General features: G+C 64.4%; 28 protein-coding genes. 12 read left to right on the top strand and 16 right to left on the bottom strand.

Translation table 11 applies throughout. The features are described 5' to 3' along the window. Positions 1-77 precede the first annotated feature (77 nt). Complete coding sequence (locus JQ632_RS07715; protein ID WP_212401685.1) at positions 78-692, bottom strand: GNAT family N-acetyltransferase; 615 nt, start codon at positions 690-692, stop codon at positions 78-80. 138 nt (positions 693-830) lie between these two features. Next, the gene (locus JQ632_RS07710) at positions 831-1,232 is read right to left on the bottom strand and encodes a PaaI family thioesterase (RefSeq protein WP_212401684.1); all 402 of its coding nucleotides are present in this window, start codon (positions 1,230-1,232) and stop codon (positions 831-833) included. Between the two features lie 119 nt (positions 1,233-1,351). On the opposite strand from JQ632_RS07710, the gene JQ632_RS07705 reads away from it, so the two are divergent. The 4 genes from JQ632_RS07705 to JQ632_RS07690 all read left to right on the top strand — a co-directional run bounded on the left by JQ632_RS07705 (position 1,352) and on the right by JQ632_RS07690 (position 5,456). After that, a complete protein-coding gene (locus tag JQ632_RS07705) occupies positions 1,352-2,140 on the top strand; it encodes a cobalamin-binding protein (protein ID WP_212401683.1) in 789 nt (262 codons plus the stop codon). A 573-nt stretch (positions 2,141-2,713) separates the two neighbouring features. Next, positions 2,714-3,670 (top strand): zinc metalloprotease HtpX, encoded by a 957-nt coding sequence (locus JQ632_RS07700; RefSeq protein WP_212401682.1) that lies wholly within the window; start codon positions 2,714-2,716, stop codon positions 3,668-3,670. 486 nt (positions 3,671-4,156) lie between these two features. Further along, entirely contained in the window at positions 4,157-4,906 is a 750-nt protein-coding gene (locus JQ632_RS07695; RefSeq protein ID WP_212401681.1) for a hypothetical protein, read from the top strand. Between the two features lie 91 nt (positions 4,907-4,997). After that, positions 4,998-5,456 (top strand): hypothetical protein, encoded by a 459-nt coding sequence (locus tag JQ632_RS07690; RefSeq protein WP_212401680.1) that lies wholly within the window; start codon positions 4,998-5,000, stop codon positions 5,454-5,456. Positions 5,457-5,562: 106 nt separating this feature from the next. On the opposite strand, the gene kynU is transcribed toward JQ632_RS07690, so the two are convergent. The 5 genes from kynU to JQ632_RS07665 all read right to left on the bottom strand — a co-directional run bounded on the left by kynU (position 5,563) and on the right by JQ632_RS07665 (position 10,790). Further along, a complete protein-coding gene (kynU, locus tag JQ632_RS07685; protein WP_212401679.1) occupies positions 5,563-6,771 on the bottom strand; it encodes a kynureninase in 1,209 nt (402 codons plus the stop codon). A gap of 9 nt (positions 6,772-6,780) precedes the next feature. Continuing rightward, complete coding sequence (gene kynA / locus JQ632_RS07680) at positions 6,781-7,620, bottom strand: tryptophan 2,3-dioxygenase (RefSeq protein WP_212401678.1); 840 nt, start codon at positions 7,618-7,620, stop codon at positions 6,781-6,783. 28 nt (positions 7,621-7,648) lie between these two features. Further along, positions 7,649-8,458 carry an alpha/beta hydrolase gene (locus tag JQ632_RS07675; protein WP_212401677.1) on the bottom strand — a complete coding sequence of 270 codons (810 nt, stop codon included), beginning with the start codon at positions 8,456-8,458 and terminating at the stop codon, positions 7,649-7,651. Between the two features lie 273 nt (positions 8,459-8,731). Beyond that, positions 8,732-10,009 (bottom strand): ArgE/DapE family deacylase, encoded by a 1,278-nt coding sequence (locus JQ632_RS07670; RefSeq protein ID WP_212401676.1) that lies wholly within the window; start codon positions 10,007-10,009, stop codon positions 8,732-8,734. A gap of 55 nt (positions 10,010-10,064) precedes the next feature. Continuing rightward, the gene (locus JQ632_RS07665; RefSeq protein ID WP_212401675.1) at positions 10,065-10,790 is read right to left on the bottom strand and encodes a pyridoxamine 5'-phosphate oxidase family protein; all 726 of its coding nucleotides are present in this window, start codon (positions 10,788-10,790) and stop codon (positions 10,065-10,067) included. A gap of 75 nt (positions 10,791-10,865) precedes the next feature. On the opposite strand from JQ632_RS07665, the gene JQ632_RS07660 reads away from it, so the two are divergent. Both JQ632_RS07660 and JQ632_RS07655 read left to right on the top strand, forming a co-directional pair. Then, entirely contained in the window at positions 10,866-12,329 is a 1,464-nt protein-coding gene (locus tag JQ632_RS07660) for a PLP-dependent aminotransferase family protein (RefSeq protein ID WP_212401674.1), read from the top strand. 67 nt (positions 12,330-12,396) lie between these two features. Continuing rightward, positions 12,397-12,642 carry a DUF6719 family protein gene (locus JQ632_RS07655; protein ID WP_212401673.1) on the top strand — a complete coding sequence of 82 codons (246 nt, stop codon included), beginning with the start codon at positions 12,397-12,399 and terminating at the stop codon, positions 12,640-12,642. Positions 12,643-12,649: 7 nt separating this feature from the next. On the opposite strand, the gene JQ632_RS07650 is transcribed toward JQ632_RS07655, so the two are convergent. Further along, the gene (locus JQ632_RS07650) at positions 12,650-13,015 is read right to left on the bottom strand and encodes a hypothetical protein (protein ID WP_212401672.1); all 366 of its coding nucleotides are present in this window, start codon (positions 13,013-13,015) and stop codon (positions 12,650-12,652) included. A 24-nt stretch (positions 13,016-13,039) separates the two neighbouring features. Continuing rightward, positions 13,040-13,198 carry a hypothetical protein gene (locus JQ632_RS07645; protein WP_212401671.1) on the bottom strand — a complete coding sequence of 53 codons (159 nt, stop codon included), beginning with the start codon at positions 13,196-13,198 and terminating at the stop codon, positions 13,040-13,042. A 418-nt stretch (positions 13,199-13,616) separates the two neighbouring features. On the opposite strand from JQ632_RS07645, the gene JQ632_RS07640 reads away from it, so the two are divergent. Beyond that, positions 13,617-13,823, top strand: coding sequence for a hypothetical protein (locus JQ632_RS07640; protein ID WP_212401670.1), 207 nt, complete (start codon positions 13,617-13,619; stop codon positions 13,821-13,823). Positions 13,824-13,826: 3 nt separating this feature from the next. Here JQ632_RS07640 and JQ632_RS07635 read toward each other — a convergent pair whose 3' ends face one another. Then, positions 13,827-14,372: a CreA family protein gene (locus JQ632_RS07635; protein WP_212401669.1), complete on the bottom strand. Its 546-nt coding sequence runs from the start codon at positions 14,370-14,372 to the stop codon at positions 13,827-13,829. A 209-nt stretch (positions 14,373-14,581) separates the two neighbouring features. On the opposite strand from JQ632_RS07635, the gene JQ632_RS07630 reads away from it, so the two are divergent. From JQ632_RS07630 to JQ632_RS07615, 4 genes are all read left to right on the top strand, one after another. Then, the gene (locus tag JQ632_RS07630; RefSeq protein ID WP_212401668.1) at positions 14,582-16,273 is read left to right on the top strand and encodes a L,D-transpeptidase; all 1,692 of its coding nucleotides are present in this window, start codon (positions 14,582-14,584) and stop codon (positions 16,271-16,273) included. 94 nt (positions 16,274-16,367) lie between these two features. Continuing rightward, complete coding sequence (locus JQ632_RS07625; protein ID WP_212401667.1) at positions 16,368-16,943, top strand: glutathione peroxidase; 576 nt, start codon at positions 16,368-16,370, stop codon at positions 16,941-16,943. A gap of 168 nt (positions 16,944-17,111) precedes the next feature. After that, complete coding sequence (locus tag JQ632_RS07620; protein ID WP_212401700.1) at positions 17,112-18,113, top strand: polysaccharide deacetylase family protein; 1,002 nt, start codon at positions 17,112-17,114, stop codon at positions 18,111-18,113. Positions 18,114-18,123: 10 nt separating this feature from the next. Continuing rightward, positions 18,124-18,675 (top strand): dihydrofolate reductase, encoded by a 552-nt coding sequence (locus JQ632_RS07615; protein WP_212401666.1) that lies wholly within the window; start codon positions 18,124-18,126, stop codon positions 18,673-18,675. A gap of 179 nt (positions 18,676-18,854) precedes the next feature. Here the strand turns inward: JQ632_RS07615 and JQ632_RS07610 are convergent, their stop codons facing one another. Genes JQ632_RS07610 through JQ632_RS07595 form a run of 4 tightly spaced genes read right to left on the bottom strand, consistent with a single transcriptional unit; the run spans position 18,855 to position 23,113 of the window. Next, positions 18,855-19,985: an iron-containing alcohol dehydrogenase gene (locus JQ632_RS07610; RefSeq protein ID WP_212401665.1), complete on the bottom strand. Its 1,131-nt coding sequence runs from the start codon at positions 19,983-19,985 to the stop codon at positions 18,855-18,857. A 34-nt stretch (positions 19,986-20,019) separates the two neighbouring features. Then, entirely contained in the window at positions 20,020-21,051 is a 1,032-nt protein-coding gene (gene pdxA, locus JQ632_RS07605) for a 4-hydroxythreonine-4-phosphate dehydrogenase PdxA (RefSeq protein ID WP_212401664.1), read from the bottom strand. Next, complete coding sequence (locus JQ632_RS07600) at positions 21,048-22,214, bottom strand: four-carbon acid sugar kinase family protein (RefSeq protein ID WP_212401663.1); 1,167 nt, start codon at positions 22,212-22,214, stop codon at positions 21,048-21,050. Before JQ632_RS07600 ends, pdxA begins: the two co-directional genes overlap by 4 nt. Beyond that, positions 22,211-23,113: a dihydrodipicolinate synthase family protein gene (locus JQ632_RS07595; RefSeq protein WP_312015578.1), complete on the bottom strand. Its 903-nt coding sequence runs from the start codon at positions 23,111-23,113 to the stop codon at positions 22,211-22,213. Before JQ632_RS07595 ends, JQ632_RS07600 begins: the two co-directional genes overlap by 4 nt. 248 nt (positions 23,114-23,361) lie before the next feature. On the opposite strand from JQ632_RS07595, the gene JQ632_RS07590 reads away from it, so the two are divergent. Beyond that, on the top strand, positions 23,362-24,156 hold the full coding sequence (locus JQ632_RS07590) for an IclR family transcriptional regulator (RefSeq protein WP_212401662.1): 795 nt from the start codon (positions 23,362-23,364) through the stop codon (positions 24,154-24,156). Positions 24,157-24,194: 38 nt separating this feature from the next. On the opposite strand, the gene JQ632_RS07585 is transcribed toward JQ632_RS07590, so the two are convergent. Beyond that, complete coding sequence (locus JQ632_RS07585) at positions 24,195-25,046, bottom strand: L,D-transpeptidase (protein ID WP_212401661.1); 852 nt, start codon at positions 25,044-25,046, stop codon at positions 24,195-24,197. Between the two features lie 164 nt (positions 25,047-25,210). Then, a complete protein-coding gene (locus tag JQ632_RS07580) occupies positions 25,211-25,993 on the bottom strand; it encodes a hypothetical protein (protein WP_212401660.1) in 783 nt (260 codons plus the stop codon). Positions 25,994-26,082: the final 89 nt, after the last annotated feature.

Below are 26,082 nucleotides of genomic sequence, written 5' to 3'. Positions count from 1 at the left end.
AGCGAACCGCCGTATACGGACCCGTACGTACGGTGGTGTGGGAGGGGAGGAGCTGCGAGGCTCCCCCCTATCCCGATTCAGGCTGCGCGGTTCGAGCCGACCATGCTGGAGAGCAGCTTCCAGCAGGTGGAATTGAAGCTGAGCATCGCGCGGCCGGCCCGGAAGGGCGCGGCGGCAAGCTCGGCCAACTCGGCTTCAGGCGTCTTGGTCAGATCGATCGTTCCGGTCGATTCGCCATGACGGAACGCCAGATGCGCGCCGAACTTCCGCGCCAGCGCACGCATCGCGTGGTTGTCCGCGCCCGTCGTGATGCGCAGGCTCTTAAATCCTTTCCAGCGCGCTTCTGCGATCAGGCGGCGGAACAGCACGCTGCCGACGCCCTGGCGGCGCGCGGAGCTTTCCACGCTGAAGGCAACTTCAGGCAGGGAATCGCCTTCCGGCGGATGCAGCTCGGCCGCGCCGCGAACCATGCCGTCGACGATATAAGCGACGATCACGGTGCCGTCGTCCGCGCAGCGGGCGGCGTAACGTTCGATGAAGCTGTCGTCGAGAAAACCGTTGAAACGGTCGTGCCTGCTTTCGGGATCGAGCCTCAGCAGATGATCGCGCAGCAGCGGCAGTTCTTCCTGCTGGATCAGGGTCCGCACATAGCCCGACACGGGCTTCGTACGGACGGTTTGTTCAAGTGCCACGTCATAACTCCTCTTGGTGTCCCTCGAGGAGGCGTTCGAATCCCTAGGCCCTGCATATTGTGCGTCGCAGCATCAATTTCAAGCCCAAGTTAGCGGCGGCGGACGTGACATTTCGTTAACAAAATCAAGGGCCCGTGATCATACGAGGACCATCTGGGTCTGGGTCACAACCGCTACCAATTTACCGTCCTCGGTCTCGAGCCGGGTCTGCCAGACCTGGGTCCGCCGTCCCCGGTGAATCGGGGTCGCGGTCGCAACGACCGTGGTTCCCACCTTCGCGCCGCCGATGAAATTGGTCTTGCTCTCCAGCGTCGTGGTGCCCTTGGCGTCCTCCGGCAGGTTGAGCACGGTTGCTGCCGCGCCGACGGAATCGGCCAGCGCCATGATGGCGCCGCCGTGAATGGTGTGGCCGAGGGTGCAGAGCTCTGGCCTGACTGTCATCCGCGCTACCACGCGATCCTTCTCGGCCTCCACGAACTGCACCCCCTTGAGCTCGGCGAACGGCATTTTCATCGCATGAAGTTTCTCAAGCGGCGTCATCGGTTGTCCTCCCAATCTCTTGAATGCCCAAGGTGAATTGCCAGGCTCAGCAAAGCAATGACGTCTGAGGTCATGGCCGTAATGACATGAACGCCGAGATTGGGGCATATGCTCACCCCATGCGTCACTTCCCGCCCCGCCGCATCGTCTGCCTGACCGAGGAGACCGTGGAGACGCTGTACCTGCTCGGCGAGCAGGACCGCATCGTCGGCGTCTCCGGCTATGCCGTGCGGCCACCCCAGGTCCGCCGCGAGAAACCGCGGGTGTCGGCGTTCATCTCTGCGGACATTCCCAAGGTCATGGCGCTGGAACCGGACCTGGTGCTCGCCTTCTCCGACCTCCAGGCAGCCATCGTCGCCGACCTCGTCCGCGCCGGCATCGACGTCCACGTCTTCAACCAGCGCGATGTCGCCGGCATCCTGGCAATGATCCGCACCGTGGGCGCGCTGGTGGGATGTGCCGAGCGCGCAGGCCATCTTGCTGACGGCTTCGAGCAGCGGCTGGCGCAGATCGCGGCAACGCCCCGGCCCTCACCGAAGCCACGCGTCTATTTCGAGGAATGGGACGATCCGCTGATCTCCGGCATCGGCTGGGTCTCTGAGCTGATCGAGATCGCCGGCGGCGAGGATGTCTTTCCAGAACTCAGACATCGGCAGTCCGCAAAGGACCGCATCGTCACGCCCGAGGCGGTGCGCGCAGCCGGGCCCGAGGTGATCCTTGCCTCATGGTGCGGCAAGAAGGTCGTGCCCGACCGCATCCGCATGCGTGACGGCTGGGACGACATTCCCGCCGTGCGCGACAATCGCATCGTCGAGATCAAGTCGCCGCTGATCCTGCAACCTGGACCGGCGGCGCTCACCGACGGGCTTGATGCGATCGTTGCAGCGTTGTGGCCGGAGCGCGTGTGACGCGTCGCGCAGCGACGGCGCGCACAGGCGCCCCCTCGTGCAAGTTCGTGGCGGATCGCCATCGGCGTCTTGGCGATGGCAGCCGCCGCCGAGCGCAGGTGACGGCCCGTGCAGAGCATGGTCGCCGCGCTTTTTCCATCGGGGCGTCCCTTCGTTTTCATCGGCATGGCGCCGTCCGAGCGATTTGACGAAGTCCTGCCGGAGTTTCGCGCAATGGTGGCGAGCTTTCGCTCGAGAATGTAGCGCGATCCCCGACGTCACCACATTCACGGTATTCCGGGCGCGATCCAACCAAACCATCGTTTAATTGAACGGGAACCCGGTCCCGACTAAGCAAGAACGCCTTCGACGTGGTGGGATGGATACACTCCTGTGGATTCTGTGTCTTCGGCATTGGATTGGCGTGACAACACAGCGGATGATCCCTAGCTTTTTGGAGTTGGGCGCGCATTTGGGGACCTATAGGTGTTTGACTCTGGCATAAGCCGGATGGCTTTGCGTGGCAGTCGGCCAGGACGAGATGTCGCCGGCCCCGCGCCAGGCATTTCATTCGCTTTGGTACGAAGCGCACCGATGCAAATGCTGCGCGTTACACGGTGCAACACGACCGTCGTCCTGGATATTTACACTCCGTCCGGAGAAGCAGGTACTTTCCTGCGATGCCGCATCGAGCTGGACTCAAGACATTGGCACTCGTCTGGCCATCAGCGGCTGGCCCAACAGGCTGCGAACCATCAATCGTCTGCATTGGCGATCCTTGCAATGATGTTGCTGCTTGCCGTGTGCGGCTGGATCGTCGGCGGAGCCGCGGGAATGCAGCGGGCGCTCATGGAAAGCGCGCCCCACCCGGATGGAACAGTCATTACGCGCGAGAACATGTATCGCTGGTTCGGCGCGCGCCTGCTGTCTTCCGTCGAGGTGCCGGACCTGTTTGCGATTCTGACAAAGGTCTGCAGCCGCGCCGGCCTGGTCCGGTTACCCGAGCTCTATTGTCTGCCGGCACCGGGCGACATGAATGCCTATGCGCTCGGCGGACCGGAACGCAGCGCCATCGTGTTGACCGAGGGACTGCTGCGCGGCATGACGCGCCAGGAAATTGCCGGGATATTGGCCCACGAAGTTGCGCATATCCGCAACAATGACGCACGGACGATGAGCTGGGCGACAGCGTTGCGTCGCGCGATCGATTGGACATCGCTCGCTGGCCTCACGCTGCTGCGGACGCGGCATCATCACGGTGGCATGACGTCAAGCCTGCCGCTGGCGACGCTGCTGAGCGCAGCTCCGACTCTCGGTCAGCTCCTTGGGCTGGCGCTGTCGCGCGTGCGCGAGCTTGATGCAGATGCCACAGCGCTCGAATTGACCGGCGACTCGCGGGCGCTCATCGCCGCACTCGACAAGCTGGAGCGCCATCATACTGGCGCTGCGCCGATGCGCACGTCTGCGGTCGCGCATGACCCGATGCGCTTGCTTCGCAGCCATCCCGCCACCTCAGAGCGCGTCGGCACTTTGCTCAACCTCGCCTACTAGCATTCGCGTCAACGTAGGCCGATGCACATCGGAAAGATCGCTGACCAGGCAAAGAGTGCTGACAAGAATCCGCGCGACTCGAAATTTGATCGCTGCCAAAATATCGCCGCGCTTCCGCGAAACTATTCGGGCTTAAGCGCGTTCTCGCGTTCAATTGCGCACGTTGAAGAATCGGGAAGAAGTCAGCGATCAATCGCAGAGCGTCTGAGCGGACGTAAGTGGCTGGCCTTGAGGACATGGCCGTCAAGAAACGACAACCCGCTCCCACATCTCTCAACGGCTTTCGTTTTGCCGCCCTAAATATTTCCATCCGCTTGTCACCTCGGGGAGCGCAGCTCGCGTGCCTCAAAGAAGAAGGTGTCGTGTGGCTCCGTCTAGCATCTGAAATTGGCAGCTGACGGATCGCTGTTGCCATAACGACCGCGCATGCGGACGGTTTCGTAGGAATTCGGGCTGAGGGCATCCACCATCGCAAGGAGGCAAGCGATGACTCATTCTGACACCCTGCAGCAGAACCTCGGGCATTCCCAGTTCGGTCCGCAACAATGGGGATGGAGCGCATTCGGTTCGCAAGGCGGGCAGCCCTATGGAGGATTGGGCCAAGCAGCGTACGGACAGCAATACGGACAATACGGCGGTCAGCCGACCTTAGGCGCATTTGGATATGGCCCTGGCTGGGGAGCCCAACCGATGGGATGGGGTCAGCAGTGGGGTGGACAACAGCGCCAGCTTTCGCAGCAGGATGTGAGCGAGGTCGTGCGGCAGCTCGTACCGGCGCTGCCTCAAATCCTTGCCCAGGCGCAAACTCCGTTCGGAGGAATGGGCTATGCGGCCTTCGGCCAGTCGCCGCGGCAGCTAAGCCCGCAGGATGTGAACGAGGTCGTGCGGCAGATCCTGCCCATCGTGCCTCAGATCGTGGGAATGCTGCAAAGCCAGCCTTATATGCAGCACTCCGCCATGCACGGCGGCGCTGGTTTCGGTCAATTCACAGGCCTCGGTCAATTCGGTTCCGGCCATCCGGCGCAGACTTGGGGGGCACAGGCCTCTCCCGCGCAAACTTGGGGGTCGCAGTTCGGTGCGCCGCAATTCCAGGCGGCGTTCGGCGGTCCCACGGCTTTTGGCCAGCAGCGACAACTGACGCAGCAGGATGTCGCCGACATAACCCGGCAGCTGATGGGCATCATTCCTCAGGTCATCGGTAACCTTCAGTCTTATGGCCAGCAGCGGATGATCTGACTGCAATTCGCCGCAGATCCGACGGCAATCGGCGACCGCCGCCACAGGCGGCGGTCGCGCATGTTCACGCTTCCTCCGAAGGAGATCGCTCATGTCAGATTCCAATCCTTTTGCCACAACTGGGTCGCAGCAGCGCTCGTCCGACATTCAGCAGCTTGCAGGCCTGCTCGGCAATTTGATGCCGCTGCTCATGCGCCTGCAGTCGCAAGGTTTCGAGCAGCCGTTTCGGACCATGCCTGGTAGCTTCCCGATCCCGAACCCGGTGCTCGATCATCAGGCTTCGGAAAACATGATCGGAGACATGCTCGCAGCAACCCTGCGCTCGCTCTCTGCCTATCTCGAGGCCAACGCTGCGCAGTATGCCGGCCTGGAACATTGCGGACCGATCGTTACCCAAGCTGCCAACCGGCTTGCCGAGCGGGACTATGCGCAGGCCTTCAACCTGATCTGGATGTCCTATCGCGCGATCGAAACCCTCCGCGCGGCCGATCCCCGTCTTCCGTTGCCGCAACGGGCTTCGATCAATCAGCCTCAATCGTCTGTCCACTAAGAAACGGAGCCGACGCATTGGCAGCAAGTGGGGGCACGCTTCCGCCTTCGCTCTTCGAGCTACGGCGGACAAGTCGCTTTGCCATCCCGCGAATCCGCATCTGCGCTCACGTCACCGCATTGACGACTTGATATTCCGGCCGCCGCCAGACCTCACCGGAAATCACCTCCTCGATGATCTCGGCCGCCCGGATGATCTCGGCCTCGCCAATGTAAAGCGGCGTGATGCCGAAGCGCATGATGTCGGGCGCGCGGAAATCGCCGATCACGCCACGGGCGATCAGGGCCTGCATGGCGGCGTAGCCGCCATCGAAGGCGAACGAAACCTGCGAGCCGCGCTCTTCGTGCACGCGCGGCGTCACCAGCTTCAGGGACGGGCAGCGACGTTCGATTTCTGCGATCAGGAGGTCGCCGAGCGCCAGCGAACGGGCGCGAACCTCCCCGATATCGACGCGGTCCCAGATATCGAGCGAGGCTTCGAGCGCCGCCATCGCCAGCACCGGCGGTGTACCGACGCGCATGCGCTCGACGCCGCCGGCAGGCTGGTAGCCGAGATCGAAGGCGAACGGTTTTGCATGGCCCATCCAGCCCGACAGCGCGGCCCGCGCGCGATCGCCGTGGCGCGGCGCGACGTAAAGGAAGGCCGGCGCACCGGGGCCGGCGTTGACATATTTGTAGGTGCACCCCGCAGCGAAATCCGCACCGACACCTGCGAGATCGACCGGCAGTGCGCCGGCGGAATGCGCGAGGTCCCACACCGTGACGATGCCGAGCGCACGCGCCCTCGCCGTCAGCTTTGCCATGTCGTGGCGGCGGCCGGTGCGGTAATCGACCTCAGTGATATACAGGACGGCGATTTCCTCCGACAGCGCGGCCTCGATCTGCTCCGGAGCCACCAGGCGCAGCTGGTGCCCGCGCCCCAGCGTCGCGATCAACCCTTCGGCCATATAGAGATCGGTTGGAAAATTGCCGGTGTCGGACAGTACGACCCTTCGCCCTGCGTTCATGTCCAGCGCGGCCGCGAGCGCCTGATAGACCTTCAGCGACAGCGTATCGCCCATCATCACCGAGCCGGCTTCGGCCCCGATCAGGCGGGCGATGCGGTCGCCGACGCGGCGTGGCTGCACGTACCAGCCGGCGGTATTCCAGGCGCGGATGAGCTCGTCGCCCCACTCTGCCCTGATCACATGCGCGACGCGGTCGGCGACGCCCAGCGGCAAGGCACCGAGCGAGTTGCCGTCGAGATAGATGATGCCATCAGGCAGATGGAAGAGCGCTTTGGTATCGTCGTAGACGCGGAGGCGGGTCTCGGTCATGGCTACAGCTCAAAGGATCGTGCGCACGCGCCAGAGCTCGGGAAACAGCTCGATTTCCAGCATGCGCTTGAGATAGCTGACGCCGCCGGTGCCGCCGGTGCCGCGCTTGAAGCCGATGACGCGTTCCACCGTTGTCACATGGTTGAAGCGCCAGCGGCGAAAGTAGTCCTCGAAGTCGACCAGCTTTTCGGCAAGCTCATAGAGCGTCCAGTTGGATTCCGGCGCCTCGTAGACGCGGCGCCACGCCTGCAATACGCCCTCGTCGAAATGATGGGTGTTGCGGACGTCCCGCGCCAGCACGGTCGCAGGCATCTCGAGTCCCCTGCGGTGGGCGAGCCGCAGCACCTCGTCATAGAGGCTTGGCGTGGCGAGCTCCGCCTCGAGCAAGGCCATCACGTCCGCGTCGTGTGCATGTGGCTTTAGCATCGCATGGTTGCGGTTGCCGAGGAGATATTCGATCAGCCGGTACTGGTGGGACTGGAAGCCCGAGGACTGTCCGAGCCGCGAGCGAAAATGCGTATACTCGCTCGGTGTCATCGTGCGCAGCACGTCCCAGGCATTGTTCAACTGCTCGAAGATGCGCGAGACGCGGGCGAGCATCTTCATCGCTGGCGGCACCTCGTCGCGCGCAATCGCGCGGCGGGCGGCGCTGATCTCGTGGATCGCAAGGCGCATCCACAACTCCGAGGTCTGATGCTGGATGATGAACAGCATCTCGTCATGCGCGTCCGAGATCGGGTGCTGCGCGCCGAGCAGCGCATCGAGCTGGAGATAGTCGCCGTACGACATCTTTTTGGCGAAATCGGTCTCGGCGCCTTCGCTGGCGGGATCGTAGCCGCTATTGGTCATGATACGTCCTCCGATCCCTGCCCCGCCGTCAATCGAGGCCCAGCAGGCTCTTCGTGATGGCGGAGGATGGATCCTTCAGCCCGTCAACGACGGTGAAATGGTTATGTCCGGACTCGACGACGAGTCGCGTCAGCACATCGAAACCGGTCCACACGTTCGCCATCAGCTCCGCCTGGCGGATGAATTCGGGGCGCTCGCTGCCGCCGACCCAGGCCGTGAGCGGCGATGGTCCGCGTGGCATGTGCAACGCGGCACTCTCCAGCGTTGCTTCCTCAAGGCTCATGCCGAGCGTGTCGTTCATTTTGGTCTTCAAGAGCGGACGCAGATCATGCAGGCCGCTGATCGACAGCGTCGATGCGACGCGGTTGTAGACGGCGGGTTCGAGGCGACCATCGTCGCAGAGCATGCGCGTGACGAGATGGCCACCGGCGGAATGGCCGGCTAGCCGTATCGGGCCTGACACCTGTGCTGCTGCGACGGCGATGGCAGCGGCGATCTCGGCGGTGATGTCAGAAATGCGCGCGGCCGGCGTCAGCGTGTAGCTCGGCAGCGCGACCGTCCAGCCATGGTGCCGCGCGCCCTCGGCAAGATCGGTCCAGAACGATTTGTCGAACCGCATCCAGTAGCCGCCATGCACGAACACGACGAGGCCCTTGCTGTCGCCGTCGGGCAGGATCAGGTCGAACCGCTGCCGCTCGCCCGGCCCATAGGCGATTTCAGGCTGGAAGGATTTGAGCGCCGCACGATAGGCCGCCGCCCGCTCCGTCCACAACGCCGGCAGCTTGTCCGAGCCCGGCACGTGAGCCGAGTTGGCGTAGGCATCGTCCCAATCGCGCATCGCTATTCCCTCGCGGACTCGGTGGTCCGGGCATAGTCTGCCACCGTCGCAGCCGGCGGAACAGTCTTTATTTTAAGCTTAAAGCAATTGATTGCGCCACACACTCGGTGTCGTCCCGGCGAAGGTCGGGACCCATACTCACAGGGAGGAGTTGCCGTGCGCGGCTGACAATCACGAGTCTTCGCCAAACTTCTCCCTGGGGTTATGAGCTCCGGATCAGCGCTTTCTTTGTTCGCTTGTCCGGGACGACAGGTGAGAATGGCGCGGCGAGCCCTACGCCTTCTCCACCCCGCACCACTCCGCGATGAACAGCGCAGTGGCCTTGGTCGACTTCTTCAGCGACTCCAGGTCCACATATTCGTTGAAGCCGTGCATCTCGGCGCCACCAGCGCCGAAGCAGAGGCTCGGGATGTCATAGTTGAGGCCATAGAAGCGCGTATCCGTGAGTGCGGTGAAGACGAGGTCCTCAACGGCACCGCCATAGACGGCGTTGAAGGCCTTGCCGAACGCCGCCTCAGGGGCAGCCGAGTTGGTCAGCTCATAGCCTTCCGACAAGAAGCCCGACCACTCGACCTCGGGCGGATTGTTGGCGAGGAAGCCGTGATTGCGGGCGGCGGCCGACACGCAGGCCAAAATTTCCTTCTGATGGTCGGCCACCGACCAGCCCGGCAGCACCGCGATGCGGCAGTCGACCTCGCACCAGGCCGGCACGCTGGAGGCCCAGTCGCCACCCTTGATGATGCCGGGGTTGAAGTTGATGGGATGGTTGAGCGCCTTGAAGTGGCGGTCCTGCCTGGCGCGCTCGTTCCATTCGATTTCAAGCTTTTGAAGCGCCTGGATCAGGTGATAGGCGGCCATGATGGCGTTCGAGCCCGAGCCGGCATGCGCGACGTGCACGGGATAGCCGCGCACCTTCAGGCGGAACCAGATCACGCCGACCTGCGACCGCACCATCTTGCCGTTAGTGGGTTCGGGAATGAAGCAGGCATCGGCGCGATAGCCGCGCTGTAGCGTCGAGAGCGCGCCGACGCCGGTGCTCTCCTCCTCGATGACAGACTGGAAATGAATCCGCGCCGTCGGCCGAAGGCCCGCGGCCTTGATCGCGTCCAGTGCGTAAAGCGCGCCGATGGTGCCGGACTTCATATCGCAGGCGCCGCGACCATACATCCTGCCGTCCTTGACGACCGGCGAAAACGGCGGCGTCTCCCAGAGGTCCAGCGGGCCCGCCGGCACCACGTCGCAGTGTCCTTGCAGGATCAGCGATTTGCCGCCGTTGCTCCTGGGGCGATAGGTGCCGACCACGGTGCGCGCCCTGGAAAAATCGTGCTCGATCGGGCCGAAGCCGCGCAGGTCCTTGAGGTCATCGACATCGATATGCCAGTCGTCCACCTCGTAGCCGCGTTCGCGCAGGAGATCGCCGATCATGTCCTGGCACGGGCCCTCGGCACCGCGGGTCGAGGGGATCGCGACGAAATCGCTTGTGGTCGCAAGCTGGGCTTCGAAGCCGGCATCGACGGCGTCCAAGATCCTTTGCTGCGTATCGGCATCCATGCGGCTGCTCCAATCGGTCTTTTCTCGTTATTGGGAGGCCGCAAGCTATCCGATTTCATCCCGCCGGGTACTGCAGAAAATAGGCATCCCGCAATGCATCTTCGAGCAGTCGGCCTTCCCTGTAGCCATTCAACGTCTCGGGCCGCGTAACGCCGGGCAACAGCCGCGAACAAGGCTCGGGCGCACCGAGCACGGTGCGCACCGGAATGCGTTCGGCATAGATCGGCAATTCGTAGTCCTCATCGTCATCGGCCACACCCTTGGCGCGGACCTTTGCCGAGGCTTCCTCGACCTCCATGGCGATGAAGGACGTCGCCTTGATCTCCTGCGTGTTGCTTTGACGCAGGCTCGCGGTGCGGTCCGGAAAGAAGCGGTCGACCATGGCGATGACCGCACGCTCCTTCTCCTCGGGGTCCGTGACGAGATAGGCCGAGCCGAACGCCATCACCGCGCGATAGTCGGCGGAATGGTTGAAGCCGCAGCGCGCCAGCACCAGGCTGTCGAGATGGGCGACGGTCAGGCAAACCCGCTGCCCGCTCGACTGGTTGCGCAGCATGCGGCTGGCGCTCGAGCCGTGCCAATAGAGCTTTGTGCCCTCGCGCCAGAAGAAGGTCGGCGTGCAATAGGGCTGGCCGTCGATCACATAGGAGACGTGGCACATCATCGAGGCGTCGAGGATGCGGTGGACGGTTTCGTGATCGTAGAAGCCGCGGTCGTGGCGCCGCTTCACCTGGTTGCGCGATGAGGTCGGATAGGACGCGAGGTTTTCACCGTCGGACACGGGCTGACTCCTGTCGGGTTTTCGATCTTGAAGCCAGTTGTAGCGTTCGATTTGGTCTGCGATAGTTCCAATTCCATGCAAACTATTTCAACCAATTTTGGAACGTCGCCGGGCAAGGCCGAGCTGCCGCTGGATTTCACCGGCGCGCACATCACGCAGGGCGCCTCCTCGGCGCATCGGCTGTACCAGGCGCTCTGCGAGATCATTGTCGGCGGGCTGGTGAAGCCCGGCGAGCCGCTGCCGCCGTCGCGGACACTTGCCAAGCAGACGGGTTTTCGGCGCAACGCCGTCGTCACCGCCTATGAGCGGCTGATCGCCGACGGCTTTGCGGAGGCGACGGTAGGATCAGGCACCTTCGTCGCCGCGCGGATCCCGGCGCGCGCCAGCGAAGCGCGAAAGCCGAAAGTCACGGTCGAGGCACCCCGGCAGGGCGCGTTCGCGCTCGGCTGCACCCATATCGACGAGCGCGCGCTGCAACGCTTTCGCGGCTTCGTCGGCCGGCGCATGCGCGCCTTTGGCGACGAGCATCTGCACTATGGCGATCCCCGCGGCAGCCGCGAGCTGCGGGTCGCGATCGCCGATCACCTCTTGTCGGCGCGGGGCCTGCGCTGCGATCCCGAGCAGATCATGCTGACGTCAGGCACGCTGCACGCGCTGCGCATCGTGCTGAGCGCAATCCTCAAGCCCAACGACCAGGTCTGGTGCGAAGACCCCGGCTACCCGACTGCGCGGAAAACCATTGCGCATTGCGGCTATCGCGCCGTCTCCGTGCCCGTGGACGAGCACGGCCTGCGCGTCGCCAGGGGCCGCACGGCCGCAACATCGGCGCGCGCCGCCTATGTCACGCCGTCGCATCAGTTTCCGCTGGGCGTGCAGATGTCGATGACGCGGCGGCTCGAACTGCTCGACTGGGCCAGGGAAGCCGGCGCCTTCGTGCTCGAAGACGATTATGACAGCGAGTTCCGCTACGACGGCGCGCCGCTGATGTCGCTCGCCGGGATCGATCGTCTCCAGCGCGTCATCTACATGGGCACTTTTGCCAAGACGCTGTTTCCGGGTCTTCGCATCGGCTATTGCGCAGTCCCGGAGCAACTGATCGGCCAGGTCGCGGCCGCGCGCGCCGCGCTCGACCGCTTTCCCGCGACGCTGATGGAAAGCGCCGTCGCCGATATGCTGAACTCGGGCGCCTTCGCGGCGAACCTCAAGCGGGTGCGAAAGCTTTATCGCGAGGCACGCGATGCGCTCGCCACAGCGTTGCAGGACGCGTCCGACGGACATTTGTCGGTTCCGGTACCCTCGCAGGGCCTGCATCTCGTCGCGCGGTTCGATCCGGCGGTCGAGCTCGTCGTTGCCTCCCGCGCGAAACAAGCCGCCGGCGCCGAAGGCTGGCTGCTTGCCGACACGTTTAGCCGCGCGCGGCCCCTGCCCGGCTTCGTGCTGGGATTTTCGGGGCATCAGGTTCCGCAACTGGTGACCGCGGCCGAGAGGCTCGCAAAGGAATCGCTCATCGCCTTGCGCGCCAGCGCGCGGCGGCGGTGACGATGGCTGACTATCAGAATCGCTGGCAGGCCCCTAGATTGCGGCATCGCTCCCGGAGCCCCGCACCATGCTCGCTGTTCGCTCACTTTGCCTGACCGCCCTGCTCGCGGCGCTCGCGACATCGTCGGCGCACGCCCAGACGGTCGGGCGCGAACAGGACATTCGCAATTTGCGGCTTGGCCAGCGCGTGCTCGTCGATGACGGCACCTGCCCTGCGGGACAGGTCAAGGAAGTACGCGGCGCAAAGATGACGGAAAGCGGCATCACTGTGACGCGCAACTGCGTGCCGAGGATTGGCCCGAAGACCAAATGACTGAGGCTTACTGCTTCGCGGGGTCGAACATGCACTGCAGCGTCGGCTTGGCGATCTTCGTGAAGGTCGGGCCGATCTCGCTCTGCTTGGACGGCGGCACCCAATCGGTCTCGATGGTCGGCACGCCGGTCTCGCTGATGCCACGCAACAGCGCCTCACGCAGATCGTGATCCTCGACGACCGCCGCGGCATGGTCGTGCAGGCAGCCGCAAACCTCTTCAGGATGCTCCCAGCGCCCGAGCATGTGCGGCGCGCATTGGCGCACGAATTCGCCACGCGGGTCCGGTAATCGGTTGGGAGAGCGCACCTGCGCCTGGACTGAACTGATCGTCAGGAGGGAAACGAAGACCGCGGCGCAGAAACGATGAAGCATGATGGCCTGATTTTCTTGTTCCGATCAGAAGCGCGACGCCACCACGATCGCCTGGGACGGAGCGATCGGAGCGCCGTTGTAGGCGAAGGTGCCGACGCCCGGCAGCCCGCTGTCGGCCGAGCCGGCGAGCGAGGAGCCGGCGAGCACAAAGCCGAAGGCGAGGATGAAGCTGAGCGCGCGCATTGATGACGGTCTCCGGGTTCGGTCGGACGGCGTGGCGCCGTTGTCGTTGCGGCGGTGATAACCATGGGCCGTTTCGGCCGTGATGCGCCAAAAGCGGAAAATGGTTTCATCTTCGTGAGAATTGTTTCGTCGCGCCTCTGCCGACGAAACATTGGCTGAAAAAAGCCAATCATTTCAGGGGGCGTCGCTCCGCCCCCGCGCGGCCAAAAATCGGTTCCGATGCAACATTAGGAGGCTGTGGATACCGCGCCGTCATCTCGGAGATTCACGGGCTTCATCGGCATTTTACGTTTCTATGCGCAAAAGAAACGCAAACGAAGGATTGGTCGCGCTGAACCGGGGATGTCTCGGCGACGACCGAAGCCTTCGACACCAACAAGTCCGGAAAACCGGGCTCGCAGTTTGAGGGATGGCCAAAATGATGGCGGGAAAGAGCGCAACGGCGCGCGACACGGACCAGCCCGTGGATCGCGGCAATCCGAGATCGACCTATTCCACTGCAATGGCGTTGCAGGCGCAGCGCGCTTACGAGGCTACGCCGCAGATGTTCGTGCGGCTGACCGGCTCGCGCCTCGCCAAGCCGCGCGCGGCAGCCGTCACGCATCGTGCGCCGGCCCGCGCCTGATCGCTACTGCGTGAAGTAATCTCCGCACTTCTGGACGTTCGCGTCCGCCGCACCCCACGGCATGATCGGCACGGTCGAAGTCGAGTTCTTCGGCGATCCCTCGATCAGCTTGTCGGAATAGACCATATAGACCAGCACGTTGCGCTTGGCATCGCAGCCGCGCACGATCTGCATCTTCTTGAAGAACAGCGAGCGGCGCCTGCGGAACATGTCGTCGCCCTGCTCCATCTTCTCCTTGAACTTGATGGGACCGATCTGGCGGCAGGCGAGCGAGACGTCCGAGACCTCTTCCGCCAGGCCCAGCCAGCCCTTGAAGCCGCCCTTTTCCGGCACCGTGAAATGACAGGCCACCCCCTCGACTTCGGGGTCGTCGAGACCATAGGTCGCAAGCTTGTCGTTCGGGCTCACCCATTTGAACACCGTCGAGCGGCGGAAGATCAGGTCCGGCTCGTCCGCGGCCGAGGCGGCGCTTTGCACGGCCAGGAGCAACAGGAATAAAGCGAGCCCTTTCAAGCTGATGTCACGAAGGCCGAGGAAACTGGATGACATAAAATTCTCCGGTAAGACGCCTTCGGCATGTAGGTGCGCCGGGCCCGGCCAGGAAGGCGGCAGGCAGTTCCCGGGCGGCCGCCGTTTACCGCAATGTGAGGCTTTTTTGCTACGGCTTGGTCAAAAGTAGCTGACTGTGAACCGCTTCACTGGTGAACGCGTACCCCCTCTGCAACAACTAACCACTGATTGACTTCATGGATTCGAGAATGATTGGCGTGAACGGGCCCGGTTTTCCTGCTGCAACGACGCGGCTGTGGCGGCTCGCCATTTTCACCGCGGCAGGTGCGTTCGGGACGACGGGCCACGCGGAAGCTGCCCTGTATTATTGGCCTGACTACTCCGCCGGCGCCTACTACTCCCGGCAGCCGTCCCCCGAGATGCAACGGCCGAAGGCGCGCAAGCGCAACGCGGTGTCGAAAAAGGACGTCGCGGAAAAGGAAACCGGCGCCAAGCCGCAAGGGCCGCTCGTCATCGCCGTCTCGATCGAGCGGCAGAAGGTCACGGTCTACGACTCCAACGGCGTGTTTGCGGAGTCGCCGGTGTCGACCGGCATGAAGGGCCACTCCACGCCGATGGGCGTGTTCAGCGTCATCCAGAAGCACAAATTCCACCACTCCAACATTTATAGCGGCGCGCCGATGCCGTACATGCAGCGCATCACCTGGTCGGGTGTCGCGATGCATGCGGGCGTACTGCCGGGCTATCCGGCCTCGCACGGCTGCATTCGCATGCCGATGGCGTTCGCTGTGAAGATGTGGAACTGGACCAAGATGGGCGCGCGCGTAGTCGTTGCGCCCGGCGAGATGTCGCCGCACAGCTTCTCCCATCCCTTGCTCGCAACGCTGCGCGTGCCGCCGCAGCCCGCCGCCAGCATCGAGCCGCAGACCAACGTCGCCGACAAGGCCGACAAGGGCGCCGAGATCAAGAGCGCGAGCGCCGAGCCGCTCATCGAGCTGCGCTCGAGCGTCGGCCACGTGGTGTCGGATGCGACCACCGGCAATGCGCTGGCGCGCGCGGACATGCCGATCGACAAGGCTTCTGTCGAAGACGCTCCTCAAGCGGAGAGCACCAAAACTGCAGACGCATCCGACGCGGTCAAGCCGCAGGCGGCCGAGGCTCCGGCCAAGACCGACGAAGCAATCGCCAAGCCAGCCGACGTTGCGAGCGCCGAGGCAAAACCGGCGGACACCGCGGACGCGCCGAAAACATCCTCGGTTGAAAAGCCCGCCGACAAGATCGAGCCCACGACCGCACAGGCTGACGCGACCAAATCGGAGCCCGCCAAATCTGAACGCGCAAAGGCCGAAGCCCTCGAGGTGAAGAAGCCGGACGCAGCAGCGACCGCCACGGCACCGGTCCAGCCGGACGCGACCGACGCCAGGAAGGATCAGACCCGGGTCGCCGATCCGGCACCGGTCGCTAAGCCGGAGCCGCCGAAGCGCGCCGGCCAGATCGCCGTGTTCATCAGCCGCAAGGATTCCAAGCTTTATGTGCGGCAAAACTTTGCGCCGCTGTTCGACGTGCCCGTGACCATTGCGGCGAGCGACCGGCCGCTCGGCACGCATGTGTTCACCGCTGAGGTCGACAAGGCGGATTCCAACGCCCTGCACTGGTCCGTGGTGTCGCTGCCGGTGAACGTCCGCTCGGCCGAGCGCGAGGACGAAGGCCGCACCGCCCGCCGACAGCGCATGACCGCCGCCGTGATCCCGGTCGCAGCAAAGCCCGTGATCGTGCCGAACAGCCCGGCCGAGGCGCTGGACCGCATCCAGGTCCCCGCCGACACCATGGCGAAGATCAACGAGATGCTGACCACGGGCGGCTCGATCATCGTGTCTGACCAGGGCATCAATCAGGGCGAGACCGGCGAAGGCACCGATTTCATCGTCCGCCTGCGCTAGAGCGATCAGGCCTGGCATAACGCGTTGTTGAGCGCCACAGCCCCATAGGGCGCGCTAGGATGCGTCTCCAGATCAATCTGGGGACGAGATCGCCATGTTGGACCGCAGGGGTTTTGTCACCGCAGCGCTTGCCGCCATGGCTGCACCGGCTGCGACACCTACCTTCGCACAGAACGCGGCGATGAGCCGGATCCCGGCTTACGCCTTCTCCTTCCCCGCGCTCTCCGGCGATGACATCCGCTTGGCTGCCTTCACCGGACGCCCACTCATCATCGTCAACACCGCCTCGCTCTGCGGCTACACTCCGCAATATGCCGGCCTGCAGGAGCTATGGAACGAGTTCCGCGAGCGCGGGCTGACGATCATCGGCGTGCCCTCCAATGATTTCGGAAGCCAGGAGCCGGGCGGCGTTACCGAGATCTCGGAGACCGCGCACCACCAATACGGCGTTACCTTCCCGATCGCGGCCAAGACCACTGTGGTCGGTCCCAAGGCGCATCCCTTCTACAAATGGGCCGCCGAGGCGCGGCCGAAGGAGGTTCCGCGCTGGAACTTCCACAAATACCTGATCGGGCGCGACGGCTACATCGCCGAGGTGTTTCCGTCGGCGATCGATCCGACCGACACGCGGGTCAAGACAGCGGTCGCCAAGGCGCTCGCCGCCAGCTGATGCGAGAGGACTGGGCACAATTCGCATCCGGTCGCAAACGGCCGTTGCATTGGCGATGGCCCACCATCTAGGTTAGGATCAAGACAAGATATTCGTGGGCGGGACAGGTTCGACCAGGGGCAAAAAGCTGCGGCCGAACAACGGGATCAATCCATGGGGACAACGACCATGCGAGTTGCGGCAAAACTGATTTTGGCAAGCGCTGTTACGGTGGCGATGGCAAGCGCGGCTTGGTCGCAGACGCCGGCCGCCAAACCCGCGGCTGCAGCCGCGCCGCCCGCAGCCGCAGCGCCGGCGGCGCAACCCGCGGCAGCGCCAGCTCCGCAAGCCGCAGCTGCCGCACCGGCCGCACCAAAGCAGCCGCCGCAACCCGCACGCGCGGCCTGCACCACCCAAGGTGCACTCGGCGTTGCCCGCACCGTCGAGATCGACACGACCGGCGGTCCCGGCTTCGGCTTCGAGCATTTCAAGGAGCTCGACTTCCTGAAAGACCATGAGGTCGTCCTGACCTTCGACGACGGCCCCTGGCCGAAGAACACGCCCGCGGTGCTGAAGGCGCTGGCAGACGAATGCACCACCGGCATCTTCTTCCCGATCGGCAAGCACGCAACCTACGAGCCCGAGATCCTGAAGCAGGTCTACGCGGCCGGCCACACCGTCGGCTCACACACCTGGTCGCACGCCAATCTCAACAACAAGAAGCTCACCGAGCAGCAGAAGAAGGAAGAGATCGAGAAGGGCTTTGCCGCGGTGAAATGGGCCCTCGGCGGCGTCTCGCCGTCGCCGTTCTTCCGCTTCCCCGCGCTCCAGCATCCGCCGGAGATGGTCACCTATCTCGGCAACCGCAACATCGCGATCTTCTCCTGCGACCTCGACTCCTTCGACTTCAAGGCCTCCAAGCCCGAGAAGGTCGTCGACACCGTGATGAAGAAGCTCGAGAGCAAGGGCAAGGGCATCATCCTGATGCACGACTTCCAGAAGCATACCGCCGAAGCGCTGCCAGCCCTGCTCCAGAAGCTGAAGGCCGGCGGCTACAAGGTGGTGGCGATGCGGGCCAAGTCGCCGGTCGCGACGCTCCCTGAATACGACCAGGATCTGCTCAAGGACGTCAAGCTACCGACCGTCAGCCAACGTCCGGTCAACAGCGTCGTGACGACGGTTTCCGAATAGTCCGAAATCATTGTCGTTTCAGATCGAAGGCTACGTCATCGTCTCCGCGGACGGCATGCTGGCCGATCCGTCCCACATCATGCCTGAAACCCTGGTGTTCGAAGGCGACAAGCGCTTCTTCGAATCCGCGCTCGATCGTGCCGCGCTGATCGTGCACGGCCGTCGTTCCCATGAGCAGCAGCCGAACTCGCCCAGGCGCAGGCGCATCATCCTGACGCGCAAGATCGCATCCCTCGCGGTCGATCCGGAGATGCCGAACGCGACCCTGTGGAATCCGGAAGGCGCTCCCTTCGAGGAGGCGGCGGCTTTCGCCGGCGTCGCCTCCGGCATGGTCGCGGTCATCGGCGGCCCCGTCGTGTTCGACATGTTCATGGACCGCTACGACACGTTCTGGCTCTCGGAAGCGCCCCATGTGCGCCTGCCCGGCGGCGAAGGCTGTTTCGTCGGCGTTCCCGAGCGCACGCCGCATCAGGTGCTCGCCTCGCATGGGCTGAAGCCCGGCGCGCCACAGATGCTGGATGCGGCGCATGAGGTGACCGTGACGCCGTGGCGGCGGGGGTAGACGCGCCCGCTTTTGCGAGGGCCTACGGGGCCGCCAGACACAAAAGCTCGAAAACAACCCCATGCAAAGTAGAAGACGCCGACTTGCTGCCGCACCTTGCGGATTTCACGAAGCCATTGATAGGCCCGACAAATCGGCCATCATAGCGCAAAATACACTGCGCAAACCCGCTGGCCCGCTCACATCGCCGCCTGATACATCTTCAGGATCGCATCACGCCCGAGATCGCGCGGATTGTTGTCGAGCAGGCGGCGGATGGCATGGGCCTCATCGGCCATGGCGCCAAGATCATCCCTGGGCACGCCGAGCGCGGACAACCGCATCTCGATGCCGAGATCGGCACAGAAGCGGTAGGCGGCATCGAATGCGGCCGAAGGATTTTTGGTCGCGGGAGCACCGAGGGCCTCGAGCACGGCGCCCGTCTTGGCCTCGACCGCCGGCATGTTGAACGCCAGCGTGTGTGGAAAAATCACCGCGCAGGCCAGACCATGGGCGATGTGATGACGGGTACCGAGCGGATAGGCCACGGCATGGCCGGCCGTGGTGTTCACCGGCCCCAGACAGAAGCCGCCATAGAGCGAAGCCAGCGACAGCGCCGCGCGCGCTTCGCGGTCCGTGCCATCCCTGACCGCGCGCGGGAGATAGCGGCCGACGAGCCTGACGCCTTCGAGCGCGTAGAGATCGATGGTCGGATGCGCCTTGCGGCTGGTGAAGGCCTCGGCGCAATGCGCCAGCGCATCGACGCCGGTCGCCGCGGTCACCTGCGGCGGAACGCTCATGGTGAGGTCAGGATCGACGACGGCGAGATCGGCGAGCATGAAGCGGCTCTGCACGGCGAGCTTGTTGCGGCTCGCGGGATCCGTCACCAGCGCGCGGATGCCGCCTTCGCTGCCGGTGCCCGACGTCGTCGGCACCTGGACCAGCGCGACGGCGCGGCCCGCCACCTTGTCCGGCCCGACGACATCGGCAAGCTTCTGATTACTGGCGCAGAGCACGGCGACGAGTTTTGCGAGATCCATCGCGCTGCCGCCGCCGAAACCGATCACGAGATCCGGCCGGGCCGCGCGCGCCACACCGAGCGCCTTCTCCAGATTGGGAACATCGGGCTCCGGCTTGACCTCGCCGAACACGGTCACCTCGCCTGGCAGCGCCAGCACATCGACACGCGCGGCGTTGAAGGCATCGGCCACAACGAGCGGACGCCGCACGCCCTTTTCGCGCGCGAACCGCGCCACCGCCGCGATGGTGCCGGATCCGAATTCGATCACTTCGGGGCTGATGAGCTGGATCGCTGCAGACAGATTGGTCATGATTTTCGTTTTGGCTCTCGTTTCCGAAAAGATGTCAGGCGCGCGCCTTGCCGGCGGCAAGGCGCTCGGCATATTCGATCGCCTCGATCATGCTGCGCTCATTGGCGATGCCCTTGCCGGCAATATCGAAGGCCGTGCCGTGGTCGACCGAGGTGCGGATGATCGGCAAGCCCAGCGTGATGTTGACGCCGGACAGCTCCTGCCAGCGGCCGGTGGCGGGATCGACCTCGAAGCCGAGCAGCTTGACCGGGATGTGTCCCTGGTCGTGATACATCGCGATCACGGCGTCGTACTGGCCGGCGCGCAGTTTTACGAACACCGTGTCGCCCGGGACCGGGCCGACGATGTTCAATCCGTCGGCAACCGCCTTCGCGATGGTCGGCTCCGAGACGTCGATATCCTGCCGTCCGAACAGGCCGCCTTCGCCGGCGTGCGGATTGAGCGCGGCAACGGCGATCTTCGGCTTCTCGAGACCGAGCCCGCGCAGCGCCTTGTCAGTGAGATCGATGACATAGCGCAGACGCTCCGGCGTCAGCCGCTTCGGCACGTCCTGGAGCGCGACATGGGTGGAGACATGGCTGACGCGCATGTTGCCATGGGCGAGCATCATCACCGAACCTTTGACACCGGTGAGCTCGGCGAGCATCTCGGTATGGCCGGGATAATGATAGCCGGCCTTGTTGAGCGCTTCCTTGTTGAGGGGCGCAGTGACGATCCCGCCGATCCGCCCCGCCTGCGTCAGGCGCACGCCCTGCTCCACCGCCTTGAAGGCGAAGCGGCCGCCATCGGCTGTCAGGACGCCGGGCTTGATCGGCTCCCCCTCGTCATCGGCCTGGAGGAAGCACAGGTTCGGCCATTCCTTGTCCGCGGCGTGCACCTGGGGGATATCGAGTTTCACGGCAAGTTGTGCTGCCGCATTCTTCAATGCCGCGCCGCTACCGATGATCAGCAGCCTGAGATCGCCGGTCTCGATCCGCGACCGCAGCTTCTCGCAGGCCTTGATGATGATCTCCGGACCGATGCCGGCGGGATCGCCCATGGTGATGGCAAGATGCGGATGGGTCATGTGTGTTGGCTTTCGATGATCAATTGATTGTCCTGCAACAGCGTGCGCCACAAGTTCGGCGCGCCGAAGGCACCGGATTTCGAGATGACAGCGACGCCGTCCCAGCGGCCGCCGCGAATGATCGAGCACGGCAGGCCGGGCATGATGCGCCCGGTCACCTCGAGCGCCCGCGCGCCGAGCGCAGTGCAGACGGCCCGCAAGGTTTCGCCACCCGCGACGATCAGCGTGCCCGGCGGCCCCAGCGCCGCCGTCAGCGACGTCAGGCCGCGCGCGATGCGGCGCGCCGCTTCACCCCGGGACAGGCCGGTCGCGAGGTCGAACTTCACCAGCGCAACGCCATCCGCACCGAGCTCCGCACCGAGCTTGCGGCGAACCAGGCCGGCATTGTGGTCTCCAGAGTTGTCTTGGCCCGTTTCCGTAAGTGCAATGACGGCGTCGGCGCAAGCCGCAAGCTGCGCCGCCGTCGCTGATTGGTCCGATCCGAACAGCCCGAGGACCGGCTTGCGCAGGACCGACGACGCGGACGCATCGCTGCCGCGCGCGAGCGCGCCGGCGAGCCCACCGCTGCCGCACCACAACACCGGCTGCCGGGTGCTGCGTCCGATCGCGACGATGCGATCGAGATCATCTTCGCTCTCCGCGTCGAAGACGCTGATGCCGGCAGGCAAATCGGTGTCGAACCGCCCTGGCCGCGCGTCAAGACCTTCGGCTGCGAGCTGCGCCAGCAGATTGTCGCCGACCCGCGACCAGCTCCCGTCCTGCGCACGCGCATATTGCTGACTGCCGATGGTGCGGCGCCCCTGATAGGCGAAAGCCGGCGCCACGATGCAGGACGTCCACGGCCCCGTTCGCAGGCACGCGCCGAGCTCGGCCGCCCAGGCGCCGCGCAACAGACTGTCGACCTTCTTGTAGGCGATCGCTGCGTCGCCGTTGTCGGCGATCGCCCCGTCGGCCAGCAGCGGCGCCAGGCGCTCGACGATCGCAACGCTGTCAGCCTTGTCGCGCTCGCGCGTGCCGGTATCGACCGCGAGGCAGGCTGGACGTCGCGAGGGCAGCGCCTCCGCCCATGTCACGCCGATCGCGCCGCACACGCCGACGAACTCGGCGGCCGTGTCCAGCGCACCGGTCAGATCGTCGGCGAGAAGGCGGAGCGATGGCCTCACACGGTTTCCTTCTGGGGTGCCGCAGCCAACAGCTTGTCGGCATTCTCCTGCGACAAGGGCAGCAGCGGCGGCCGCAGCCGGCGCCAGCCGGCATGGCCGGTCTGCTGCGCCAGCAACGTCTTGAGCGTCGCAATCTGCGCGAACTGGGACGCCCGCTCGCGCGCCTTGATGATGCGGTTCTGCGCCGCCTCAAGTGCTGTGTCATCGTCGTTGTAGTGACGGAACACGTAAGCGAGCTCGCGCGCCACCAGGTTCGAGGTCGCAGTGATGCAGCCGGCGCCGCCCTTCCTGAGCAGCGGCAGCAGCAGCGGATCGGCGCCCGCCAGCACCGCAAAGCCCGGAAACTTTTCGATCATCGCCGTCATGTTGGCGAAATCGCCCGAAGAATCCTTGATGCCGACGATCGTGTCCGGATAGGCCGCGCGCAGCCGCGCGATCACCGCGTGCGGGATCGGCTGATGCGACATCTGGGGGATGTGATAGAGCACGACCTTGAGCCTGGCATCCGCGACACGCTGGATGACCTCGCTGTAGGAAGCGTACAGCCCCTCCTCGGTGATGTCCTTGTAGTAGAACGGCGGCAGCATCACGACGGTGGTGACGCCGAGCGACAACGCATGCCGCGTCAGCTCCACGGTTTCCGTCAGTGCCGCCACGCCTGTCCCCGGCAGCAGTTGCGACGGCGCGATTCCTGCGCTGACGACGCTCTCGATCAGCGCCTTGCGCTCGCTTGATGAGAACGAGTTCGCCTCACCCGTGGTGCCGAGCAATGCGATGCCGTCACAGCCTTCGCTGAGGAGATGGCGACAATGTTTGGCGAATACGGCATGATCGGGCGCAAGATCGGCATCCAGCGGCGTCAACGCCGCGCAAAACACGCCTTTGGGCTGAACATCCACGGTGAAGCTCCTCCATTGGCATCCGGCCGATCCACTGGATTAGCTTTGGATCGGTATCCGAACAATTGTTGTCAAATCTTGCGAAGCTGATAAGCTTCGTCATCGCAGCCGTCAAGCGAACAACCCAAGCCTTTCCAGCAGGGCTGCGTCCCTGCTTGCCGGACCTGCCGAAGATGAGCGCGGATTCGCGAGAAGTTCCAACTCTTTCCATCGCGAGACGACGCGCCGCCCGATGAGAGGAACGAGCCTTGGCCAAGACTGTCTCACCCGCCGACAATCCCAAGAATTTCGTGAACTCGGTGGCCAAAGCCTTCGCGGTGCTGAAGAGTTTTTCGGCCCAGGAGTTCGAGCTGACGATCACGGAAATCGCCGAACGCGCCGAGATGGACCGCGGCACGACGTTCCGTCTCGTGCAGACGCTGGTCAAGCTCGGCTACCTCCACGCCAATGAATCCCGCCACTACCGGCTGAGCCTGAAATGCCTCGATCTCGGCTACACCGCGCTCAGCGCCGGCAATCTGCGCGGCCAGGCCGAACCGCTGCTGCGCGAGCTGGTGCCGGCGCTGGGCGATGCGGCCTCGCTCGGCGTTCTCGACGGCAGCGACGTGGTCTATCTCGCGCGCGTCTCGACCGGTCTCGACCGCCACAAAATCGACCGCCGTCCGGGAAGCCGCATCAAGGCCTATGCGGCCGCGCTCGGCCAGGTGATCCTTGCCGGCTTGCCCAAGGAGGAGCAGATCGCGCGGCTGGAGGCCACCGAGCGCATCAAGCTGTCGGAGCGCACGCTGACGGATCTGAAGGCCTTGCTGGCGCGGCTCGATCAGGTGCGCAAGCAGGGTTTTGCCGTCTCGGACGGCGAAAACGCCTATGGCCTGCGCACCCTCGCCGCCCCCGTGTTCGGCGCCGACAAATCCATCGTCGCGGGCGTCAGTCTCACCGTCGATGCCAACCGCATGGACGTGAAGACGTTTGAAAAATCAGCGCTGCCGGAAGTGCTGCGCGTCGCAAAGCTGCTGACGAACGCCGCGCGGATGAGCGGGTGAGCAAAACGCACACGTCTGACCGAGGACGGAGGATTGAATTACTGGACCCCGGCGATCTTCGGTCCAGATGACAGCATCTGCGCGTTCGCTGCCAAGGGCCGGTTCGATGGCGATGCCGGGTCCGGCAACCGGAAAGCGGCGTCGGACGGCGCTCCCTGGGATGGTCGACGGGCAGCGGTTGCCGGAAGCACGATCACTTTCGCTCCGACTTTCACCCGCTCATAGAGGTCCACGACGTCCTCATTGGTCAGCCGGATGCAGCCGGACGAAACCCGCTTCCCGATCGTGTCGGGCTTGTTGGTGCCGTGAATGCGATATTCGGTCTCGCCGAGATACATCGCCCGTGCGCCGAGCGGGTTGCCGGGGCCACCTGCCATGAACCGCGGCAGATAAGGCTGACGCGAGACCATCTCCGCAGGCGGATGCCAATCCGGCCATTCGGCCTTACGGGCCACAGTCTGCTCACCGGACCATGTGAAACCTTCGCGGCCAACACCGATGCCATAGCGCAGTGCTTGCGTGTCGTTCAGCACGAAATAAAGGAATGTGTTCTTGGTATCGATGATCACGGTGCCCGGCGTCTGGCGGCTGGTATAGTCAACCACCTGCCGGACAAATACGCCGGGACCGTCAGCGGCTTTTGGCGGTTCGACCAGAGGCGCCGGGGCGGGAATCGGAGCCGAAGCTGGCGCTGATGCATGAACCGGAGTTGACACGTAAACCGGAGTTGACGACGCCTTGGCTTGGGGCGCGGACGGCTTTTGTACGCTCGCCGGGCCAGACAGCAAACCATACCCCAATGCAGCGACGGCCACGGCGCCAATTGCAACTCTCGCGATCATTGGCAGTGCGAGCGTTTCCGCCTTTCCGCGTTTGGCTCGCTTACCCATATTTCTTTCCCGGCATCGCCATGCCCGGAAGAGGTAAGCAGCAAAATTTAAGAAACCTCGAAGTGACTTTCGCTCAGACCGGAACCGTTAGCGATGGTTAACGCCGGGCGCGAGCAACGCGCTTTTCATCGCATTCGGGCCAACAGCCGATCCGCGCGGCCCACCTATCCTGGTCGCCCATGGCTTTTGCGCGCTCGGAGGGCGCTGCCGAGCCACCTGCCAAAGGCGGCGGTCGCGACAACGGGCACCAGCAACGGCGGCACGTAGAAGATCGCGAGATAGGCTTGGCCGGCGTCGCGGACACCGCTGGCGATTGCGGCGCCCCAGATGCCATGCACCATGGCGACCAGCGCGAACGCCATCGTGGCGACGACACCGCCGAAGCTGCCGGTCGCATAGGCGGCCCCGAGCGACCACGCGAGCATGACGAGATAGAGCCCGATCCCGACCTTGTCCGAGCCATGCGTCACGAGGAGCAGACCAAAGGCTGTTGCCGCGAAGGCGATGCCGACGGCGTGCACGATTGCCGTCCGCTCCGTTCCAAGGCGTCGCGCCTCCGCTCCGATCAGGTGCACGTAGCCGCTGCCGGCCAACGCCATCAACCCGCTGGTGACGCCGTCGAAACCCAATCCGTAGAGCGCGCCCGACAAGGGGCCGTCGACTGACAAGCGAGAGAAGTACACAGCACCCCACGCGCCGAAGCCGAGGGCGGAAAGACCTGCAGCGATCAGGTGGGAACGGGTCCACATGAACAGGATGGCGCCGGCCAGCAGCGGCAAGAGCGGCTCGACGACAACGAGGTAGAGCAGGTCGAGAAGGGGCAGTGACGAGTCCGATCCGCCGCGTGTCTGTGCATGCGCCTCCGTAATCAGTGCGAGGAGCATGAAGCCGAGAGGCGCGACGACCGGAAAGGTCGAGGTGAGAAGACGTGGTGCGCGCTGCGGCATTGTACGGCTCCGTGAGCGCGGACTGAGGAAGCCAATGACCGGCGCCCCCTGCTTGGCGCGAGACATCGCAGGCAGCGCAGCTGCAAATC

Source organism: Bradyrhizobium liaoningense (assembly GCF_018130955.1).
Taxonomy (GTDB): Bacteria; Pseudomonadota; Alphaproteobacteria; order Rhizobiales; family Xanthobacteraceae; genus Bradyrhizobium; species Bradyrhizobium liaoningense_C.
Note: the sequence above shows the minus strand (reverse complement) of the source record. Positions and strands in the feature narration are given on the sequence as shown.

What these genes read in the sequence shown, in the direction of transcription:
- JQ632_RS07710 (WP_212401684.1), bottom strand. Translation starts at nt 1,232, where the DNA reads ATGACGCCGCTTGAGAAACTTCATGCGATGAAAATGCCGTTCGCCGAG.
- JQ632_RS07705 (WP_212401683.1), top strand. Translation starts at nt 1,352, where the DNA reads ATGCGTCACTTCCCGCCCCGCCGCATCGTCTGCCTGACCGAGGAGACC.
- JQ632_RS07700 (WP_212401682.1), top strand. Translation starts at nt 2,714, where the DNA reads ATGCAAATGCTGCGCGTTACACGGTGCAACACGACCGTCGTCCTGGAT.
- JQ632_RS07695 (WP_212401681.1), top strand. Translation starts at nt 4,157, where the DNA reads ATGACTCATTCTGACACCCTGCAGCAGAACCTCGGGCATTCCCAGTTC.
- JQ632_RS07690 (WP_212401680.1), top strand. Translation starts at nt 4,998, where the DNA reads ATGTCAGATTCCAATCCTTTTGCCACAACTGGGTCGCAGCAGCGCTCG.
- kynU (WP_212401679.1), bottom strand. Translation starts at nt 6,771, where the DNA reads ATGACCGAGACCCGCCTCCGCGTCTACGACGATACCAAAGCGCTCTTC.
- kynA (WP_212401678.1), bottom strand. Translation starts at nt 7,620, where the DNA reads ATGACCAATAGCGGCTACGATCCCGCCAGCGAAGGCGCCGAGACCGAT.
- JQ632_RS07675 (WP_212401677.1), bottom strand. Translation starts at nt 8,458, where the DNA reads ATGCGCGATTGGGACGATGCCTACGCCAACTCGGCTCACGTGCCGGGC.
- JQ632_RS07670 (WP_212401676.1), bottom strand. Translation starts at nt 10,009, where the DNA reads ATGGATGCCGATACGCAGCAAAGGATCTTGGACGCCGTCGATGCCGGC.
- JQ632_RS07660 (WP_212401674.1), top strand. Translation starts at nt 10,866, where the DNA reads ATGCAAACTATTTCAACCAATTTTGGAACGTCGCCGGGCAAGGCCGAG.
- JQ632_RS07655 (WP_212401673.1), top strand. Translation starts at nt 12,397, where the DNA reads ATGCTCGCTGTTCGCTCACTTTGCCTGACCGCCCTGCTCGCGGCGCTC.
- JQ632_RS07650 (WP_212401672.1), bottom strand. Translation starts at nt 13,015, where the DNA reads ATGCTTCATCGTTTCTGCGCCGCGGTCTTCGTTTCCCTCCTGACGATC.
- JQ632_RS07645 (WP_212401671.1), bottom strand. Translation starts at nt 13,198, where the DNA reads ATGCGCGCGCTCAGCTTCATCCTCGCCTTCGGCTTTGTGCTCGCCGGC.
- JQ632_RS07640 (WP_212401670.1), top strand. Translation starts at nt 13,617, where the DNA reads ATGATGGCGGGAAAGAGCGCAACGGCGCGCGACACGGACCAGCCCGTG.
- JQ632_RS07635 (WP_212401669.1), bottom strand. Translation starts at nt 14,372, where the DNA reads ATGTCATCCAGTTTCCTCGGCCTTCGTGACATCAGCTTGAAAGGGCTC.
- JQ632_RS07630 (WP_212401668.1), top strand. Translation starts at nt 14,582, where the DNA reads ATGATTGGCGTGAACGGGCCCGGTTTTCCTGCTGCAACGACGCGGCTG.
- JQ632_RS07625 (WP_212401667.1), top strand. Translation starts at nt 16,368, where the DNA reads ATGTTGGACCGCAGGGGTTTTGTCACCGCAGCGCTTGCCGCCATGGCT.
- JQ632_RS07620 (WP_212401700.1), top strand. Translation starts at nt 17,112, where the DNA reads ATGCGAGTTGCGGCAAAACTGATTTTGGCAAGCGCTGTTACGGTGGCG.
- JQ632_RS07610 (WP_212401665.1), bottom strand. Translation starts at nt 19,985, where the DNA reads ATGACCAATCTGTCTGCAGCGATCCAGCTCATCAGCCCCGAAGTGATC.
- pdxA (WP_212401664.1), bottom strand. Translation starts at nt 21,051, where the DNA reads ATGACCCATCCGCATCTTGCCATCACCATGGGCGATCCCGCCGGCATC.
- JQ632_RS07585 (WP_212401661.1), bottom strand. Translation starts at nt 25,046, where the DNA reads ATGGGTAAGCGAGCCAAACGCGGAAAGGCGGAAACGCTCGCACTGCCA.
- JQ632_RS07580 (WP_212401660.1), bottom strand. Translation starts at nt 25,993, where the DNA reads ATGCCGCAGCGCGCACCACGTCTTCTCACCTCGACCTTTCCGGTCGTC.